This is a genomic window from Ruegeria sp. CJ9, assembly GCF_056536625.1.
Window position 1 is genome coordinate 64,214 of sequence record NZ_JBQFPY010000005.1, and the last position, 18,214, is coordinate 82,427.

Here is an 18,214-nt window from a genome sequence, read left to right on the forward strand (position 1 = left end):
TTCTTTGTGGTTTCGTGCGCCTGTCACATGAATGGAGGGATGCGAATGTATTACGGGATCTGGTTCGGCTAAAGCCGGAACACTTTGACCCGTAGGGGTGGTGTTCTGGTGCCATCTTTCTTCGCATGACCTATTTACTGCTCAATCGGAGCACTCTCCATGTTTCGCTATTTCGAAAACCTTGTTGACCCTTTTGCCGACTATACCGAGACCGACACACCGCCCACGCGGCTGTGGCCGTTTATGCTGGATTATTCCCGACCTTTCATGCGGGTGTTTTTCTGGACCGCGCTGATTTCAGTCATCGTCGCCGCGGTCGAGGTCGGGCTGATTTATTACATGGGCCGCGTGGTTGACCTGTTGTCTGGCCCTCCGGCTGAGGTCTGGCAGGCCCACGGGACTGAATTGATTCTGATGGCTGTGTTTGTGCTGCTGTTACGGCCGATGCTGCATGTGGTTGATGTCCTGCTGCTGAACAACACGATCCTGCCGAACTTTGGCACCATCATACGTTGGCGGGCGCATAAGCATGTGCTGCGTCAGTCCGTGGGGTGGTTCGAGAATGACTTCGCGGGCCGTATCGCAAACCGGATCATGCAGACGCCCCCCGCCGCGGGTGAGGCCGTGTTTCAGGTTTTTGACGCGATTTCTTTCTCGCTGGCTTATCTGATCGGGGCGGCGATCCTATTGATGGCGGCCGATCCGCGCCTGTTGTTGCCGCTGCTGATCTGGTTTGCACTATATGCATTGTTGGTGCGCTGGACGGTCGCTCGGGTCGGACCGGCGTCCAAGGCGGCGTCGGATGCGCGCTCGGCGGTGACGGGTCGGGTGGTGGACAGTTACACCAACATCCACTCGGTCAAGATGTTCGCGCATGATGATCAAGAGTTGGACTATGCCCGCGAAGCCATAGCTGAAACCCGTCGCACCTTCCAGGTTGAGATGCGGATCTTCACCATTATGGATGCGGTTCTGGTGACGTTGAACGGCCTGCTGATCGTTGGTGTTGTCGGTTGGGCCATTGCCTTGTGGATGCAGGGCAGTGCCACGGTCGGTGTGGTAGCAGCGGCGACCGCGCTGACCTTGCGACTGAATGCGATGACCGGTTGGATCATGTGGGCGTTGACCAGTTTCTTCCGCCAGCTTGGTGTGGTGGCTGAAGGGATGGAGACGATTGCCCAGCCTATCGACCTGCTGGATGCGCGGGATGCGAAACCATTGCAACTGACCACAGGTCAGATCGACATCCGCAACCTGTCGCATCACTATGGCCGCAAAACCGGTGGGCTGGATCATATCAACCTGACCATTCAACCGGGTGAAAAGATTGGTCTGATCGGGCGGTCCGGTGCCGGAAAATCGACCCTAGTTAAGCTGCTTTTGCGGTTTTATGACGTGGAACAGGGTGCAATCCTGATTGACGACCAGAACATCGCAAGCGTCACTCAGGACAGTCTGCGCAGCAAAATCGGTATGGTGCAGCAGGACAGTGCGTTGCTGCACCGGTCGGTGCGCGATAATATCCTGTATGGTCGTCCCGAGGCATCCGAGGAACAGATGATCGCCGCCGCCAAACAGGCCGAGGCGCATGAATTCATCCTCGACCTGCAAGATCCGCAGGGACGCACCGGATATGATGCACATGTGGGGGAACGGGGCGTGAAGCTGTCCGGTGGACAGCGGCAGCGGGTGACGCTGGCGCGGGTGATCCTGAAAGACGCACCGATCCTGCTGTTGGATGAGGCGACATCCGCCCTGGATTCCGAGGTCGAAGCGTCGATCCAGGAGACCCTCTACGGCATGATGCAAGGTAAAACCGTGATCGCCATTGCCCACCGGCTGAGCACCATTGCGCAGATGGATCGTATTCTGGTTATGGATGGAGGTCGGATTGTAGAGCAGGGCGGGCATTCCGAATTGTTGGCGCATGGGGGGCTTTACGCTCAGTTCTGGGCGCGGCAATCTGGTGGCTTCCTGAACCCGGAGGCTGCGGAATGAAGGCTGCCGATCTTATAGATCCGTTCAAAAAATCTGAGACGCCCCCGCCGCAAACGCTGGGGGCGTTCATCCGTTGGTGCCTGTCCGGCGCGTGGCCGATGATTTTTGTCGCGGCCAGTTTTTCGGCCATGGCTGGCGCGATGGAGGCAGGAACGGCCTGGATGTTGGGTCTGGTGATCGATCTTGCCTCGGAAAATGGACCTCAGGGTTTTTTCAACGCAGATAATCTGTGGATGATTCTGGGCGTGGTGGCATTTTTCATGTTGCTGCGCCCAGCGCTGTTCGGGCTGTCTTCGGTGACGAACAACTATATCGTCATGCCCAATGTGCCGCCGCTGGTGCTGGCCAAGCTGAACCGCTGGACCCTTGGCCAATCGGTCACTTATTTCGACGATGATTTCGCGGGCCGGATCGCGCAGAAACAGATGCAGACGTCTAACGCATTGGCCTCTGTCGTGTCCGAGACAATCAGTGCAATTGTGTTTGCCTTGGCCTCACTTGCCGGTTCTTTGTTCTTGTTAGGGTCTATTCATCCACTGGTGATGTTACCCTTCGCCGGGTGGCTGGTGGTGTATTTCCTGCTGATCCGCTGGTATCTGCCACGCATTCGCGCCCGGTCTGCTGCGCGGGCTGGCGCGCGCGCCATGGTGTCCGGGCAAGTGGTTGATACCATCACCAATATCAAGACCGTAAAGCTGTTCGCCCATTCTGCGTTTGAGGATCAGGCCGCGCGAAACTCGATGGTTGATCTACGCGAAAAGATGTTGGCCTTCGGGGCATTGTCCGCCGGCTTCCGATTTATCCTGATGGTGCTGGCCGGGGTTCTTCCGGTTCTCTTGCTGGGCGCGACGCTGCTTTTGTGGAGAAACGGGATTGCGACGGCGGGTGATATCGTGGCGGCTGGCGCGGTTTCGATCAGAATTGCGCAGATGACCGGCTGGGTCAGTTTCACACTGATGGGGCTCTACGCGAATGTGGGTGAGGTCGAGAACGGTATGAAGACGCTTGCCAAACGCGACCGGGTCGAGGACGCCGCGCAAGCCATTGACCTGACAGTGACCGAGGGGCGGATAGAATTCGACCATGTCAGCTTTGCCTATGGTCGCGATGTGGGCGGTGTGTCCGATGTGAGAATGACCGTGCATCCGGGTGAAAAGCTGGGAATTGTTGGGGCCTCGGGCGCTGGGAAATCCACTTTGGTCTCGTTGTTGCTCAGGCTCTATGACGGGGAAGAAGGCATTATTCGCATTGATGGGCAAGATGTCAGCCAGGTAACGCAGGACAGTTTGCGTAGTCAGATCGGCATGGTCACGCAGGAAACTGCGATGTTCAACCGCTCAGCGCGTGAGAATATCCTGTATGGCCGCCCAAACGCGTCAGAAGACGACATGATTGCAGCGGCGAAGAAGGCTGAAGCGCATGAGTTTATTCTTAGCCTACAGGATGCCCATGGCCGCAGCGGCTATGACGCGCATCTAGGCGAACGCGGTGTGAAGCTCAGCGGTGGGCAGCGGCAACGGATCGCTCTGGCGCGCGCTATCCTCAAAGATGCGCCGATTCTGGTGCTGGATGAGGCGACCTCGGCGCTGGATTCCGAAGTTGAGGCGTCGATTCAAACCGCCCTGCACCGGGTGATGCAGGGCAAGACGGTCCTGGCGATTGCACATCGCCTGTCCACGCTCAGCGAGATGGACCGGATTATCGTCCTGGATCAGGGGCAGATCGTCGAATCCGGCACCCATGATGCGTTGTTGGAGCAGGGCGGGCTGTACGCGCGGTTCTGGCATCGCCAATCGGGCGGGTTCATTCAGGCCGAAGCCGCCGAATAACGCACAAAGCGTGCTAGGGGGTTTTGTTGCGCGCAAAGCCCCGGTATCAGGCCCCTTATGACGCAACACTTCACCATAAATCGCCTGGGTCATCAGGGAGACGGCATTGCTGACGGCCCGGTTTACGCGCCGCGTACCCTGCCAGGTGAGGTGGTAAGTGGTACATTAGTAGGGCAGCTGCTGACTGACATACGGGTTGAAACACCCTCGGACCAAAGGGTGAAACCTCCTTGCCGTCACTACAAGGCCTGTGGTGGATGCCAATTGCAGCACGCCGCAGATGATTTTGTGGCCGACTGGAAGGTCGAAGTGGTGCGCACCGCACTGGCGGCGCAGGGGCTAGAGGCGCAGATGCGCCCGATCCATACTTCGCCCGAGCGGTCGCGCCGCCGTGCCACGATCGCCGTGCGTCGAACCAAAAAGGGCACGCTGGCCGGATTCCATGGCCGAGCGTCCGAAACGATCACCGAAATCCCCGATTGTCATCTGCTGGACCCGGCCCTGATTGCTGCCATACCGGTGGCCGAGGCGCTGGCTATTCTGGGCGGAAGTCGCAAGGGCGTACTGGCCGTGACACTGACCTTGTCCGAAGGCGGGCTGGATGTGGCCGTCAAGGGTGGCAAACCGCTGGATGGGTCGTTGGAACTGGCATTGGCGCAGGCAACCGAGAAGCACGGCTTGGCGCGGCTTAGCTGGGATGGTGAAGTGATCGCAATGCGCCAACCTCCGATGCAACGCTTTGGGGGTGCTGGGGTTGTGCCACCGCCCGGAGCATTCCTGCAGGCGACAAGAGATGGAGAACAGGCTCTGTTACAGGCCGTTTTGCAGGCAATACAGGGTGCGAAGCGTATTGCCGACCTGTTTGCAGGCAGTGGGACTTTCTCACTACCACTTGCCGAAAGTGCCGAGGTACACGCGGTCGAAGGTGAAGCCGCGATGACGGATGCGCTGGATCAGGGCTGGCGCCGCGCGCAAGGGTTGAAACGGGTCACGACCGAGTCCCGCGACCTGTTCCGCCGCCCGCTGATGCCCGATGAGTTGAAATCCTTTGACGCCGTTGTGCTGGACCCGCCCCGCGCTGGGGCCGAGGCGCAAGTTGCCGAACTGGCACAGGCGCAGCGCCCGGTGATTGCATATGTCTCGTGCAACCCGGTGACCTTCGCGCGGGACGCAAGAACGCTGGTTAATGCGGGCTACACTCTTGAATGGGTACAGGTGGTGGACCAATTTCGATGGTCGTCACACACGGAACTTGCCGCGCGGTTTGTATGGGGGCCCGCATCATGAGCAGACAGGAGAGTGTCAATATGGGCTTCAATCAGCGTCTGCTGACCATCATCGAACATCCCACTTTTGGTCGGTTCATCACTGCGGTCATCATCTTTAATGCTGTGTTGTTGGGGATGGAGACATCGCCAACCCTGATGGAGGCCGCGGGACCCCTGATCGTGACGCTGGACACTATCTGTCTTGCCATTTTCGTGGCCGAGATCGCCATGAAGCTGTTGGCGACCGGGCGACGGTTCTTTCTCAGCGGCTGGAACGTCTTTGACTTTATCGTTGTCGGCATTGCCCTCATCCCCAGCGCCGGGGGGCTGTCGGTATTGCGGGCGTTGCGAATCCTGCGGGTACTGCGGGTTATCTCGGTCGCGCCGCGCCTGCGGCGGGTGGTCGAGGGTTTTATTTCGGCCCTGCCGGGCATGGCCAGCGTATTCCTGTTGATGGCGATCCTGTTCTACATCGGTGCCGTGATCTCGACCAAGCTGTTCTCGGCCACTTTCCCGGACTGGTTCGGCGACCTAGGTCTGTCGGCCTATACGCTGTTCCAGATCATGACGCTGGAAAGCTGGTCCATGGGCATTGTCCGTCCGGTGATGGAGGTCTATCCCTATGCCTGGCTGTTCTTTGTTCCGTTCATCATGGTCACCACCTTTGCGGTCGTGAACTTGCTGGTCGGTCTGATTGTGAACTCGATGCAGGATGCGCATCATGCCGAGGATGAGGTGCGAACTGACGCCTATCGCGACGAAGTATTGGAACGGCTGGAAAGCATCGAGCGCCGCCTGACCGAACAGCAGCACATCAAAAAGTGATTTCAGTTTTTCGGAAATCTGGCATAATGCTGAAAAAAAAGAGCAGGCAGTGAAACATGGATCGTCGAGCATTTGGATTGGGCGCTATGGCAACGCTGGGCCTTTCGGCCTGTGCCACAGCTAGCCCACGATTTCTGACATATGATGGCCCCGAGGTGACTTCTTTGGTCATCAACAAGGGCGCGCGGAAGATGTATCTTCTGCACAACCAAACCATTCTCAAGGAATACAAAGTCGATTTGGGCTTTGCGCCAGATGGTACAAAGACAAAGCGCGGTGATGGCCGCACGCCCGAAGGCAGCTATCTGATCGACCGTCGCAACCCCAACAGTCGCTATCACCTGTCGCTGGGGATTTCCTATCCGAATTCCAATGATATCGCGCAGGCCAAGGCGGCCGGTGTTGATCCGGGTGGTGATATTTTCATTCACGGTCAGCCGAAAAAGCGGTCGGAACTGAAACGCGCCAAGAAGACAGCGGATTGGACCGCCGGTTGTATCGCCGTCAAGAATGAAGAGATCGAAGAGATCTATGCGATGGTCAACAAGGGCACACTGATCACGCTGCGCCCGTAACTGGTTCCCAATCCCCGAACCCGAATTGCACATAGTCGCGCTGGTAGGCCTCAGCCGCCAGCGTTTCTAATCTGTCGTCATAAATTTCGGCCAACGTGAACGGGATTTCCGGCGCGCAAAACCCGGGTGTTGGTGGGCTGTCATGCCCCATCCGTCTGGCTAGATCGGGCAGGGTTGTTGCGATCTCATCCTCGCGCAGGATGAAGTCAGGCAGAGCAAAGGATGCCATCCCGTCTAATACCTGAGACTGGCTGCACCACGTTCCATCCACACGAACGGGCGTCTGTCCAGCCAGATTTTGGCGTAGGAAGATTAGGAAGGCCGAAAACGCCTCATAATGCTGATCAACCGGGTAATTGCCGTCACGCAGCTGACCCGGGATCGGAATTTTGAACCGGTTGCGCAGCATATTTCGGATTTTCAGGTAAGCGCCGGGCCCGGTGCTGAGGATGTTGGAGCAAAAGGCCGAATGCGCCCGTGCCAGAGGGTGCTGTAGTACCGTGAATTTTCGGTGTCCGGGATGAGCGTGCAGCCATCGCCGCATCTGTTTGCGGTTCAGATTGGTGACCAGCTTGTCGGTGCTGACCGAGTCAAGATCGGCCATCCATTGGGTCACAGGTGCCTCAAGCCCGCCGCGTATCGGCATAAACATCAAGGGCGTATGCGGCGCGGCGACATAATTGCCGACGGTCGATCCGCGCCGGGGCTCGAAATTCGGGGTGCGATGCAGGTTGAAACTGTCGATCCGGGCCAAGGCATGCTCGGTCTCTTCCGGGTTTGTCACCTTGGACAGGGTCGGGCCCGGGTTCTGCGGCTTGATCGTATCGTCAATCGAAGCCGACCGCGCCGAAATACCCAACCACGCGGCCAGCCCGTTCAGCACCTCCAGATTGGTCAGGTCGTCATAGGAAATGTAAAACCCGGTTTGACCTGTTCGCTGAAGGGTATTGAGCAACAAGAGCTGAAAATCCTGCTGTCTATCCAGATAGGATTCAAACTCTTCCGCATTAAACTCTACCTGTGCTTCGCGGCGGCGTTTGATGTTCTTCAGTTGCCACTGCTTGGTTTCCCGCGCAATTTTCAACGAAACGTAACTGTCCAGAGGATTGCGCGTCAAAATGATTTTGGCGCAGCGTGGGTCAGCCAAAACAGGCTCTAACACGCGGTTATCGTGCCCCTGAAAGAAGCGGAACCCATTTAACTCGCCGGGTGCATCTTTGATTGCCTGCACCAGTTTCATCGGATCGCCGTCACGATCTTCCAAAGTTACATCCAACAGACTTTCAGATTTCAGCCGACCAATGAAATGTGGGTTGAATGCCTCACCAAAGCTGGTGACGCCTTCAAGCGCGTTGAGATTGAACTCAAGCAGGTTGGACCCGGTGCGCATCGCGGCGAGGATGACGAAATAGTCGAACTTGGATGTCATGACAGACTATTGCACCAGATAGGGTTTCTTGAATGGCCGAACCCGCGCGCCGAAAATATCATCTGCCGGAAAATCCCCCACCAAATAAGGATGCATTCCCTGATTTTTGAGGTTCTGGAGGAATTGTCCAAAGCCAGTCAAATCCACCATTTTTGGCGCCTCGGTCAAATGGTTCGCGCGATGGGTGCCGATTTCCTCGATCACGGTCTGCATGGGCTCCATCGGAGATTCCACAAATTCGGCCAAGGACCAGGTCCGCACCTGCGCCTTGGTCCAGACCGAGCCCAGAACCTCAAGCTGTTTGGTTTCAATCTGTTGAAGGCGTGCCGCTTCACAGCGGATATCGGCGAAATTCATGTTCGACCGGAACAGTGGGATCGCCCAGGCCCCGGTGATAACCGAGATTTGCGCGTTCTTATCCCGCGCCAGAAACCAGCTGATCTTTTGCGTGTCCCCGGGACCGAATTGAAAGCACTGCCGCTCACCCCGTGTGTTCCAGATCAGGTTCGAGATAAAGGCCGTTGGGTTATAGTCACGCAGAACCGCACAATCGCTGAGCGCACCGTTTGTGATCGTGTCCCCGTTGGCGAACTCGGCCCGAGCGGGGCCAAACAGGTGCCCATGCACCCGTGCGCCTGTGGTCTCAGCCAGCCAGGGTTCAAAATCCTCGAACAGCTCGGCAAAGCCCTGAAATACCGAATAAGGGAATGAGGTCAGGCCGTTCTCACTGCCGTGGCGAGGAAAGCGGCTTTGCATGTACAGCCCGTCGCGCCCACGGGTTCGACGCTCGACCGCTTTGGAAAATACCCGGTCGATCTTGCCCGGGTTGGGTTCGGCTGGTCGCATGGCGCTGCTCTGATCGGTCAGAAAGGCCTGATACAGCCGATCAGCACGCGGCCAGATCTTTCGGGCCACAAAACAGTCCGACCGGCGCAGCAACTGTAGATGATCATCATAAAAGATATGTGGTCGCCCCTGATAGTCGAATTTCGACAAGGTCAGCGACCGGCTTTCGATGTGGGTGGAATACAGTCGGGCCAGCGTCTGGAAATAGCTTTCATCCGGAATCCAGACGCGGCGGAAATAGCGGTCATAGGTCTGCCGCTTGGGGTCCTGCAGAATGGCCGACAGGGTCTGTCGGGTCAGGCACCACCATTGGCTGCCCATATGCGGCATCAGCCCTTCGGGGATTTTGCGGCGCATCCCGAGGGCGCGTTGCAGTTTTACATAAGCGTCGAACAGTTTGCGGTTCCGGCGCCAGGAAAACGGAAAGCGCAGTGTAAAACGTTCCTGATCCAGCCCACCGATCGTCCAGCTGACATCGGCGGTCGTTGCGCTTTCGATGAAATCGACCCGAGGCCGGTCAGAAAGATAGTCGATCAGCTCATCCACGGGCCGCAGGGGCAGGCAGGCCCCCGAAGACAAGTAGACGTGATGAACGTCCGGAAAAGCCTCAAGCATCAGTTCGGCCGCGGATTGTGAGGCCGCGACAATTCCCCAACTACCCCATTCGCAGGTATGGCGTTCCGAGAACCGGATCAACGCTTCATCCGCGAACGCGGCAACGAAATCGGAATAAACTTGATCCGGCACTTTGCGGTCCACATGGATCACCACCGGACAGCCCGATGCCGTCCAATGCCGTGCCACCTGCTCGGCCCGGTGCAGTGCTGTATGAACCAGCATGACAATGCCCAGACGGCTCATGCCCAGTTTCCTTTCGACATGAGGCCAAGGATCTCAAGCTGACGCCAGTTGATGTATTTCTCGGACCGGTCACACCAAAACACCGGCTGCTCGTCCAGCCCCTGGGCATATGCGCGATATTCGCCCGAGCGGCGGTAATGCTGGCCGCGCTGCATCTCTTCGCGGGCTTTGTCGCCCAGCGTGCTGATCAGCTTGGCGTGCAGCAACGCACCGCTGGTCTTTTCACCGCCCCAATCGTCATAAACCTGGTTTAAGCCACGCGGCAGCAGCGAATGGGTCGAGCTGACATAGACATAGCGACGGTCCCATTTGACCAAGGGAATCTTGTTCAGCGCAGGCGCTTGCAAGGGGGTGTCGCGAAAAAACACGCGCGCACGAGGTCCCCCCTGAATCCACAGATTTTTATACTCGGGGTTCTTGGTGATCATGTAGTTGCCAGCATCAAACCAGCGGGCGATCTCAAACGGGTCCTGCCCTTCGTGATACGGCTGAGCATCCACTGGTCCTTGCGGATACATGTCGATCAGCATGGTGCCGAAACTGCGTACCGCGCAGCCGTCCAGCCAATCGGTCAGGGCGCGGATCGGACGGGTGTCGCAGAACGGATAGATAAAGAACTCATCCGGGTCGACTGTCAGAACCCAATGTCCGTGTGCGTATTTTCGCAACAGGTAGTTTGACCAATCCAATCCAAACGAAGCCTGTTTATAGCTGGCATTTGCCCGCCAGACCGAAACGTCGGGTTGGCTTGCCAGGTATTCGCCCGAGCCATCATCGCTGTCGTTGTCGACAAACAGAAAATGATCGACGCCCAACCTGCGGTAGTATTCCAGAAAGTAAGGCAGGCGGATTTTCTCGTTCCGCAGAACGCTCATCAACAAGATATCGTCGCGTTGGATATCGTTGGTCTTGTCGGAAATCGGCTTTAATTGCCGACGTTTGCGCAGGCAGCGCACCAGACGACGCTTGCGCCGCAATCTCATTCGGTATGAATCCAACAGGCTCACGCGTTTGCACTGCCTTTTTCGTTACGCGAGCATGCCCAGGGGCTGGACGATCCAGAGTGGTGCCGGGCAAGTGCCGTTTTATGCCATTGATGTATCTTTCAAGGCAACGAATTTAAAAACCGTTAGTCACATATGCTGCTTTTCAGCAAACTTTCCCCATCAGACCCAATTGTTGTAACTGGGCCCAGCCCTCAAGACGCACGGACTGAGGCGTCCACATGTCGGGGCGGTTTCCAATTGCATCATAATATGACCCAAATAGGTCGGGATCATGAAAATGCTGCCGTCGGGTTTTTTCGGTCGATGACTTGTCCACCACCTCGGGAAGAAATTTGGTGTGCAGCAACACGCCCGAAGGCGTCTTGCCGCCGGGGCCGTCATAGACCGCGTTCAGATGCCGGGGCAGGGCCGAGTGGCACGAGTTCACATAGGCATAGCGCCGTGACCAGCGCACCAGCGGGATTTTGTTCAACGTGGGCGAATGCCGCGGCCTGTCGGCAAAAAACATCCTTTCTCGCGCGCCACCCTGCACCCACAGGTTGCCCAATGAGCCTTGGCGCTGCGCCCGGTAGGGGCCGGGATCGAACCAGCTAAGGGTTTTGGTCGGGTCCATTTCGGGGTCATAGGGCTGCGCGCCCAGTGGCCCCTTGGGGTAGAGATCCAGCAGCAGCGCGCCAAAGGCGATGTGGCCTTGTTGGTCCAAGGTGCCTGTTAGGTCATGCAGGGATTTGCTGTCGTGGTTGGGGTAGATCAGCAGCTCATCCGCGTCCACCATCAAGGTCCAGTGTCCGTGGCCATAGCGCATTTGCAGCCATGTCAGCCAATCCAAACCGTATCGCGCGTCGCGATAGCTGTTAAGGGTCTGCCACAGCGACACATCGGGCTGATCGCGCAGAAATTCTACCGAGCCGTCATCGCTGCCGTTATCCACGACCAGAAAGCGATCCACCCCAAGCCTGCGATAGTGGCGGAAGAACCACGGAAGGCGATTGATTTCATTGCGCAACGTGGTGAAGGCCAGTACCGCGCCGGGTCTGATTTGCGCGGTCTGATCCTTGAGGCTGGCTAGCTGATGGCGGCTGCGAAAGGATCGCCAAAGCAACCGCCGTCGTTTCAGACGCAACCGGTACTTCTGCACCCATCCAATGGGTGGAAGATTATCGGCTACATGATCTGTCACCTATGGCTCACTTTTCGTAATTGCCGTTCTGATGCCAGCGCCAGGCATCACTGATCATAGTCTCTAACGTTGATCTTTTTGGGGTCCAACCAAGCTCTTGCCCGGCGCGGACCGAGCCTGAAACAAGCTTGGTGCAATCGCCAGCGCGGCGGGGGCCGATGGAATAGGGCACCTCGCGGTTAGTGACGGCTTTGGAATGGCCGATCACCTCCATCACCGAAAAGCCCGATCCGGTGCCAAGGTTGAAAACCCGACTACCCTTGCCCTGTTCCAGCCAGTTCAACCCCAAAACATGAGCATCGACCAGATCACAGACATGCACATAGTCGCGGATGCAGGTACCGTCGGGCGTGTCGTAATCGGTGCCGAATACGGTCAGCCCGTCGCGCTTGCCGTCAATGGCGTCCAGCATCAGCGGCACCAGATGAGTTTCGGGACGGTGGAATTCCCCCACTTCACCCTCGGGGTCGGCACCGGCCACGTTGAAATAGCGGAAGATCACGTGATTCAGGCCATATGCAGCCTCGAAATCATGCAGGATATCTTCGATGGCCCGCTTTGAGGCACCATAAGCGTTCAGCGGCAGTTGCGGTGTGTCTTCATCCAGCACCACATTGTCATGCTCACCATAGGTGGCGCAGGTCGAGGAGAACACAAAGTTCAGGCAACCGGCTGCCACGGCTGCCTCGATCAGGTTCAGTGACCCTGTGACATTGTTGGTCCAATATCTGCCTGGCTGGGACATCGCCTCGCCCACCTGACTGAGGGCGGCGAAGTGCATTACGGCGGCGGGCTGGTATTTGGCGAAGACCTCATCCAACCGAGCGCGATCCAGCAGATCGCCCTGTTCGAACGGTCCGAATTTCACCGCGTCCTGCCAGCCGGTGATCAGGTTGTCATAAGTCACGGGTGTATAGCCCGCCTGCGCCAGCGCTTTGCAGGCATGCGATCCGATATATCCAGCCCCGCCGGTTACAAGAATATTGGTCATCTGTCTTCCAGACAAAGAAGTTTGTGCCCTGCTATGCCAACAGGTGTGTCCAGGTCAGGGGGAAAATGGCTCAATCCAACCCCATCGCGGCCATCATTTCCTCAAGCTTGGGAACGTCCTGCGGGTTGTTCAGCTCCCAGAACTGGCGGCCTTTGGCCTCAACCTCGACGCACAGAACTTTGCGGCCATTCTCCATAAAGCGCAGTTGCTCAAGCCCTTCCAGCTGTTCCAGCGGGCCCACCGGCCAGGTGGAATAGGCGGCCAAAGCATCGGGGCGATAGGCGTAGACGCCGACATGGTGGAAAACCGGGGTCTCTTCTTCGCCTGCGTAGGTCTCGGCGGTGAACGGGACGACTTCTTTTGAGAAATACATGGCGCTGTGATCCGCGGCGAAGACGGCGGTGGTGCCGCCAACGCGCCCGTGCTTGCGGTCGTTCAGCAGACTGTTCAGCGCGTCACCATCGCAGCGCAGCACGGGTGTGGCCACGCCCGCCCCGGGCGCGGCGCGCAGGCCAGCGACTAGGTCTTCGACAAACCAATGCGGTGTCAGCGGCGCGTCGCCTTGCAGGTTCACCACGATGTCATAGCCAGCGCCAAGGTTGGCATGGGTCTCAGCGCAGCGTTCGGTGCCATTGCCACAGCTTTCCGAGGTCATCACCACCTCGGCCCCGAACCCTTCGGCCACTTCGCGGATGCGGTCGTCATCGGTGGCAACGACCACCTTGTCGACGCCCGACACCGAACAGGCAGCGCGCCAGGACCGCTCGATCAACGTCATCGCGGTGCCATTGGCGCCGGTCAGCGGAACCAGCGGTTTGCCCGGATAGCGGGTCGAGGCATAGCGGGCGGGAATGGCGATCAGAACGGACATCAGGCCTCCTTCAGGTCAACACCCGGAGCGTAGGCGATAAAGAACGGGTTTGCATAGCCGTCCTTGCCATAGGTCAGCGGTGAATGATCATCAAAGCGCACCACGTTGCCGCCCGCACCGGCCAGCACGGCATGGCCCGCAGCTGTGTCCCATTCCATCGTGCGGCCAACGCGGGGGTAAAGATCTGCCTCGCCCGTGGCCACTAGACAGAATTTCAGGGATGAGCCCGCGCTCTTGCTGTCCTTCACCTGATATTTGTTGATGTAATCCTCGGTGGCCTGATCGCGGTGCGATTTCGACGCAACGATTAGAAGTGCTGAATTTTCCGGATTAGACACAGATATGGAAGTCACCTCCCCAGCCTGGGCTTTGTCCAATGCTCCGGTCTCTTCAACCGACTGACCATCGGCCTGTGTATAAAACATGCGACCCTTTGCAGGCGCATAAACCACGCCACGGGTTGGAACGCCGTTTTCGACCAACGCAATATTCACCGTGAAATCGCCGCGCCGGTTGATGAATTCTTTGGTGCCGTCCAAAGGATCGACAATCAGGAATCTGTCACCCTTTTCTGAATGCGAGGCGGACTGTTCCTCGGTCACCAGCAGAATATCCGGGAAGGCATCGCGCAGACCGGCCGAAATCAAGGCATCGGCAGCTTCGTCTGCTTCGGTCACCGGGCTGGAATCGGATTTGACCTTTACGTCGAAATCATCCGAATTGTAGATCTCCATGATCTTGTCACCGGCTTCCAGGGCCAGCCGTCGAATGACGGGAATGAGGGCGTCGTAGGTCACAAAAAAGCTCCGTTCCTGTGATTTGTTGATCGAATAGCCTGACGGCCTTATGATGTGCCGGTTACGGAACGGCAAGAATTTCGTGACAGATTGCAGGCGAAAAAACGGGAAAGACGCTTCGGGTGTATTATTTCAAGCGAAACCAGTCCTTACTGGGCGGCGCGTTCACAACGGCCGAGCTGATTTTCCACGCCGTTGTTCGCAGCATACGGTCCCAGCATCACAACGCGGTCGTGGCCATAATCATCAACATCTTGCAGGTTCTCGCCCTGGTTTTGGTGTTGTATACGATCCTGTCTTTCCTGGGACCACGTATTGCAAGAATCCGGGGCGAATTTGTCCTGTTTCTGCTGTCGGGCGTATTTCTGTTCATCACCCATATCAAGTCCGTCAGCGCGGTAGCGGGGGTCGGGACCGGCAACAACCCGATGATGCTGCATTCGCCGATGAACATGGTTGTCGTCCTGTTGGCCACCGCTTTTGGGGCGCTTTACACGCAGATTGTGACAATCATCGTGATCCTCTTTATTTACAGTGTAGCAGTCGCGCCAATTGAAATTCAGGAACCGGGCGGCGCTTTTGGCATGTTGATCCTGAGCTGGTTTGTTGGCTGCGCAATTGGCGTCGTCTTCATGGCTCTGCGACCGTGGTTTCCCACTTTTGTGACAGTCCTGACCAATATCTACCGGCGCTTGAACATGATCTTTTCGGGTAAAATGTTCGTGGCGAATGCGCTGGGCGGTGCCACGTTGGCCATGTTCACCTGGAACCCCCTGTTTCACGTCATCGATCAGTGCCGCGGTTTTCTTTTCCGCAATTATTTTCCTCGCAATACCAGCTGGGAATACGCGCTTTGGGTGGGGCTGATCCTGCTGCTGATCGGCTTGTTGGGAATTTTCTTCTCTCGTCAGCATGTGTCCCAAAGCTGGGAGGCGCGCCGCTAACCTGCCACACGCAGCGTCAGGTTGATCCGACCACCCTTGGGCAACAGTTTTGATGATCCGAACCGGATGCGGTCGACGCCGTGATAGGTCAGCCGGGCGGGCCCGCCCATGATCACCACATCACCCGAGTTCAACCAGATGGATTCGGTCTTGCCGCCCCGTGTCTGGTTGCCGATGCGGAACAGGGCATCATCCCCCAGTGAGATCGACAGGACCGGCCAGGAAAAATCGGCCTCGTCCTTGTCCTGATGCAATCCCATCCGGGCCCCTTCGCCGTAGTAGTTGATCAAACAGCAATCAGGATCACGGTCCGCACTGGCAAGGTCGCGCCAGATACCAAGAATCTGCTCCGGGATCGCGGGCCAAACCGCGCCTTTGGGGTGTTGCGCCTGATATCGGTAACCCGTCTTGTCGGTGACCCAGCCCAGTGACCCGGCCGACGTCATACGCACGGACATTTCCTTACCCGATGGCGTGACCGGCCGGAACAAAGGGGCGGATTTCAGAATCGGCCGCAGGCTGTCGATCAGCCGCTCCTGCGCGGGCCCGTCCAGCCAGGCTTTCCTGATATCAAAACCGCGTAAAAGCAGCCGCGCCATCCGAGAATCCCCGATCCTTGCCAAAACCTTGCCAAAAAGGCCACAGATTCCCGAAAACCTGCGTTTTACAACGCTTGCAGGCCTCTGATCCCGCCCTTATATACGCCGGGACGCGCGATGGTGTAGGGCTGTTGCGCACATCAGATCGGGGCCGGGTGCCATAACGGGTTCGGACCTCGGGACATCGCCTTGAAGAGAAAGGGATTGAACATATGGGAAAAGTAATCGGGATTGACCTCGGAACCACCAACTCGTGTGTGGCCATCATGGACGGCTCGCAGCCGAAGGTCATCGAAAACGCCGAAGGGGCGCGGACCACGCCCTCGATCGTCGCCTTCACCGAAGATGAGCGACTGGTCGGTCAGCCTGCAAAACGCCAGGCGGTCACCAACCCCGACAACACGATCTTTGGTGTTAAGCGTCTGATCGGTCGTCGTGTGGATGATGCAGAAGTCGAAAAAGACAAGAAAATGGTGCCGTACGCCATCGTCGATGGCGGCAATGGCGACGCGTGGGTGGAAGCCCGCGGTGAAAAGTACTCCCCAAGCCAGATCTCGGCCTTCACTCTGGGCAAGATGAAGGAAACCGCCGAGAGCTATCTGGGTGAGGAAGTCACGCAAGCCGTGATCACCGTTCCTGCATATTTCAACGACGCACAGCGTCAGGCCACCAAAGACGCCGGTAAAATCGCCGGTCTGGAAGTGCTGCGGATCATCAACGAACCGACAGCGGCTGCGCTGGCCTATGGTCTGGACAAAGAAGAAACTCAAACCATCGCGGTCTATGACCTTGGTGGCGGTACTTTCGACGTGACCATTCTGGAAATCGACGACGGCCTGTTCGAGGTCAAATCGACCAACGGTGACACCTTCCTAGGTGGTGAAGACTTTGACATGCGCATCGTCAACTACCTGGCGGATGAGTTCAAAAAGGAACACGGTGTCGACCTGTCGCAAGACAAGATGGCGCTGCAGCGTCTGAAAGAAGCTGCTGAGAAAGCCAAGATTGAGCTGTCTTCGACTTCGCAAACCGAAATCAACCAGCCGTTCATCTCGATGGGTTCGAACGGTCAGCCGCTGCACATGGTCATGAAACTGACCCGTGCCAAGCTGGAATCGTTGGTTTCGGACCTGATCAAAAAGTCGATGAAGCCCTGCCAGGCCGCACTGAAAGACGCTGGTCTGTCGGCTGGCGACATTGACGAGGTTGTTCTGGTCGGTGGTATGACCCGGATGCCGAAAGTGATCGAAGAGGTCACCAAGTTCTTCGGGAAAGAGCCGCACAAGGGTGTGAACCCGGACGAAGTGGTTGCCATGGGCGCCGCCATTCAGGCCGGTGTTCTGCAGGGCGACGTCAAAGACGTAGTTCTGCTGGACGTGACCCCGCTGTCGCTGGGGATTGAGACGCTGGGTGGGGTGTTCACCCGTCTGATCGACCGCAACACCACGATCCCGACCAAAAAGTCTCAGGTCTTCTCGACCGCCGAGGACAACCAGAACGCCGTAACCATCCGCGTGTTCCAGGGTGAGCGTGAAATGGCTGCGGACAACAAGATCCTGGGTCAGTTCAACCTCGAAGATATCCCGCCTGCACCGCGCGGCATGCCTCAGATCGAGGTGACTTTTGATATCGACGCCAACGGCATTGTCTCGGTTTCGGCCAAGGACAAAGGCACTGGCAAAGAGCAGAAGATCACCATCCAGGCCTCGGGCGGTCTGTCGGATGAAGACATCGACAAGATGGTCAAGGACGCCGAAGAGAACGCGGAAGCCGACAAGGAACGCCGCGAGCTGGTAGACGCCAAGAACCAGGCGGAAAGCCTCATCCACTCGACCGAAAAGTCGATGGAAGAGCATGCCGACAAAGTCGACCCGACCACCATCGAAGCCATCGAGCTGGCAATTGCCGCGCTGAAGGACGAGCTGGAGACCGAGAATGCCGACAAGATCAAGTCGGGCATCCAGAACGTCACCGAAGCGGCCATGAAGCTGGGCGAAGCCATCTACAAGGCGCAAGCCGAAGAAGGTGAGGATGAACCTGCGGCGGCAGATGCTGCGCCGGGTGAGGACGACATTGTTGACGCCGAGTTCGAAGATCTGGACGACGACAAGCGTAACTAACGGGTAACCGGGCCAATGTGGGCCGGTCCGGTTGCCGGGCCGGCCCAAATACGTTGAGGCTGAAGGAAATACTG

15 protein-coding genes are annotated in these 18,214 nt (G+C 57.6%); 7 read left to right on the top strand and 8 right to left on the bottom strand.

Annotated features, from left to right (window positions below):
- Positions 1 to 159 precede the first annotated feature (159 nt).
- The 5 genes from ACR0AJ_RS11805 to ACR0AJ_RS11825 are packed head-to-tail and all read left to right on the top strand — an operon-like array spanning position 160 to position 6,495.
- Positions 160 to 1,998 (top strand): ABC transporter ATP-binding protein, encoded by a 1,839-nt coding sequence (locus tag ACR0AJ_RS11805; RefSeq protein WP_480662934.1) that lies wholly within the window; start codon positions 160 to 162, stop codon positions 1,996 to 1,998.
- Positions 1,995 to 3,827, top strand: a complete 1,833-nt coding sequence (locus ACR0AJ_RS11810) for an ABC transporter ATP-binding protein (protein ID WP_480740891.1) — start codon at positions 1,995 to 1,997, stop codon at positions 3,825 to 3,827. Before ACR0AJ_RS11805 ends, ACR0AJ_RS11810 begins: the two co-directional genes overlap by 4 nt.
- A gap of 57 nt (positions 3,828 to 3,884) precedes the next feature.
- Complete coding sequence (locus ACR0AJ_RS11815; protein WP_480740892.1) at positions 3,885 to 5,114, top strand: class I SAM-dependent RNA methyltransferase; 1,230 nt, start codon at positions 3,885 to 3,887, stop codon at positions 5,112 to 5,114.
- Positions 5,115 to 5,134: 20 nt separating this feature from the next.
- Positions 5,135 to 5,920 carry an ion transporter gene (locus ACR0AJ_RS11820; RefSeq protein WP_170349843.1) on the top strand — a complete coding sequence of 262 codons (786 nt, stop codon included), beginning with the start codon at positions 5,135 to 5,137 and terminating at the stop codon, positions 5,918 to 5,920.
- A gap of 56 nt (positions 5,921 to 5,976) precedes the next feature.
- Positions 5,977 to 6,495 (top strand): L,D-transpeptidase family protein, encoded by a 519-nt coding sequence (locus tag ACR0AJ_RS11825; protein WP_170349579.1) that lies wholly within the window; start codon positions 5,977 to 5,979, stop codon positions 6,493 to 6,495.
- Here ACR0AJ_RS11825 and ACR0AJ_RS11830 read toward each other — a convergent pair.
- From ACR0AJ_RS11830 to cysQ, 7 genes are all read right to left on the bottom strand, one after another.
- Positions 6,479 to 7,924, bottom strand: a complete 1,446-nt coding sequence (locus tag ACR0AJ_RS11830) for a nodulation protein NodH (RefSeq protein ID WP_170349580.1) — start codon at positions 7,922 to 7,924, stop codon at positions 6,479 to 6,481. The two genes, ACR0AJ_RS11825 and ACR0AJ_RS11830, sit on opposite strands and share 17 nt — an antisense overlap.
- A 6-nt stretch (positions 7,925 to 7,930) precedes the next feature.
- The gene (locus tag ACR0AJ_RS11835) at positions 7,931 to 9,631 is read right to left on the bottom strand and encodes a DUF5927 domain-containing protein (protein WP_480647556.1); all 1,701 of its coding nucleotides are present in this window, start codon (positions 9,629 to 9,631) and stop codon (positions 7,931 to 7,933) included.
- Complete coding sequence (locus ACR0AJ_RS11840) at positions 9,628 to 10,614, bottom strand: glycosyltransferase family 2 protein (RefSeq protein WP_170533175.1); 987 nt, start codon at positions 10,612 to 10,614, stop codon at positions 9,628 to 9,630. The genes ACR0AJ_RS11835 and ACR0AJ_RS11840 overlap by 4 nt, the downstream gene beginning before the upstream one ends.
- A gap of 166 nt (positions 10,615 to 10,780) precedes the next feature.
- On the bottom strand, positions 10,781 to 11,818 hold the full coding sequence (locus tag ACR0AJ_RS11845) for a glycosyltransferase family 2 protein (RefSeq protein WP_480740895.1): 1,038 nt from the start codon (positions 11,816 to 11,818) through the stop codon (positions 10,781 to 10,783).
- Between the two features lie 7 nt (positions 11,819 to 11,825).
- A complete protein-coding gene (galE, locus tag ACR0AJ_RS11850; protein WP_170361011.1) occupies positions 11,826 to 12,809 on the bottom strand; it encodes a UDP-glucose 4-epimerase GalE in 984 nt (327 codons plus the stop codon).
- 70 nt (positions 12,810 to 12,879) lie between these two features.
- Entirely contained in the window at positions 12,880 to 13,680 is an 801-nt protein-coding gene (locus ACR0AJ_RS11855; protein WP_170349585.1) for a 3-deoxy-manno-octulosonate cytidylyltransferase family protein, read from the bottom strand.
- On the bottom strand, positions 13,680 to 14,477 hold the full coding sequence (gene cysQ, locus ACR0AJ_RS11860) for a 3'(2'),5'-bisphosphate nucleotidase CysQ (protein ID WP_170349586.1): 798 nt from the start codon (positions 14,475 to 14,477) through the stop codon (positions 13,680 to 13,682). Before cysQ ends, ACR0AJ_RS11855 begins: the two co-directional genes overlap by 1 nt.
- 122 nt (positions 14,478 to 14,599) lie before the next feature.
- Between cysQ and ACR0AJ_RS11865 the strand changes: the two genes are divergently transcribed.
- Positions 14,600 to 15,421, top strand: a complete 822-nt coding sequence (locus ACR0AJ_RS11865; protein WP_170349587.1) for an ABC transporter permease — start codon at positions 14,600 to 14,602, stop codon at positions 15,419 to 15,421.
- Here ACR0AJ_RS11865 and ACR0AJ_RS11870 read toward each other — a convergent pair.
- A complete protein-coding gene (locus ACR0AJ_RS11870) occupies positions 15,418 to 16,020 on the bottom strand; it encodes an alpha-ketoglutarate-dependent dioxygenase AlkB family protein (RefSeq protein WP_170349588.1) in 603 nt (200 codons plus the stop codon). The two genes, ACR0AJ_RS11865 and ACR0AJ_RS11870, sit on opposite strands and share 4 nt — an antisense overlap.
- A 212-nt stretch (positions 16,021 to 16,232) precedes the next feature.
- Here ACR0AJ_RS11870 and dnaK point away from each other — a divergent pair, with 212 nt between their 5' ends.
- Positions 16,233 to 18,140, top strand: a complete 1,908-nt coding sequence (gene dnaK, locus ACR0AJ_RS11875) for a molecular chaperone DnaK (RefSeq protein WP_170349589.1) — start codon at positions 16,233 to 16,235, stop codon at positions 18,138 to 18,140.
- Positions 18,141 to 18,214 lie beyond the last annotated feature (74 nt).

Excerpts from the sequence above, each read along its gene's own strand:
- ACR0AJ_RS11805 (WP_480662934.1), top strand. The coding sequence starts at position 160 with ATGTTTCGCTATTTCGAAAACCTTGTTGACCCTTTTGCCGACTATACC.
- ACR0AJ_RS11810 (WP_480740891.1), top strand. The coding sequence starts at position 1,995 with ATGAAGGCTGCCGATCTTATAGATCCGTTCAAAAAATCTGAGACGCCC.
- ACR0AJ_RS11815 (WP_480740892.1), top strand. The coding sequence starts at position 3,885 with ATGACGCAACACTTCACCATAAATCGCCTGGGTCATCAGGGAGACGGC.
- ACR0AJ_RS11820 (WP_170349843.1), top strand. The coding sequence starts at position 5,135 with ATGGGCTTCAATCAGCGTCTGCTGACCATCATCGAACATCCCACTTTT.
- ACR0AJ_RS11825 (WP_170349579.1), top strand. The coding sequence starts at position 5,977 with ATGGATCGTCGAGCATTTGGATTGGGCGCTATGGCAACGCTGGGCCTT.
- ACR0AJ_RS11830 (WP_170349580.1), bottom strand. The coding sequence starts at position 7,924 with ATGACATCCAAGTTCGACTATTTCGTCATCCTCGCCGCGATGCGCACC.
- ACR0AJ_RS11835 (WP_480647556.1), bottom strand. The coding sequence starts at position 9,631 with ATGAGCCGTCTGGGCATTGTCATGCTGGTTCATACAGCACTGCACCGG.
- ACR0AJ_RS11840 (WP_170533175.1), bottom strand. The coding sequence starts at position 10,614 with ATGAGATTGCGGCGCAAGCGTCGTCTGGTGCGCTGCCTGCGCAAACGT.
- galE (WP_170361011.1), bottom strand. The coding sequence starts at position 12,809 with ATGACCAATATTCTTGTAACCGGCGGGGCTGGATATATCGGATCGCAT.
- ACR0AJ_RS11855 (WP_170349585.1), bottom strand. The coding sequence starts at position 13,680 with ATGTCCGTTCTGATCGCCATTCCCGCCCGCTATGCCTCGACCCGCTAT.
- ACR0AJ_RS11870 (WP_170349588.1), bottom strand. The coding sequence starts at position 16,020 with ATGGCGCGGCTGCTTTTACGCGGTTTTGATATCAGGAAAGCCTGGCTG.
- dnaK (WP_170349589.1), top strand. The coding sequence starts at position 16,233 with ATGGGAAAAGTAATCGGGATTGACCTCGGAACCACCAACTCGTGTGTG.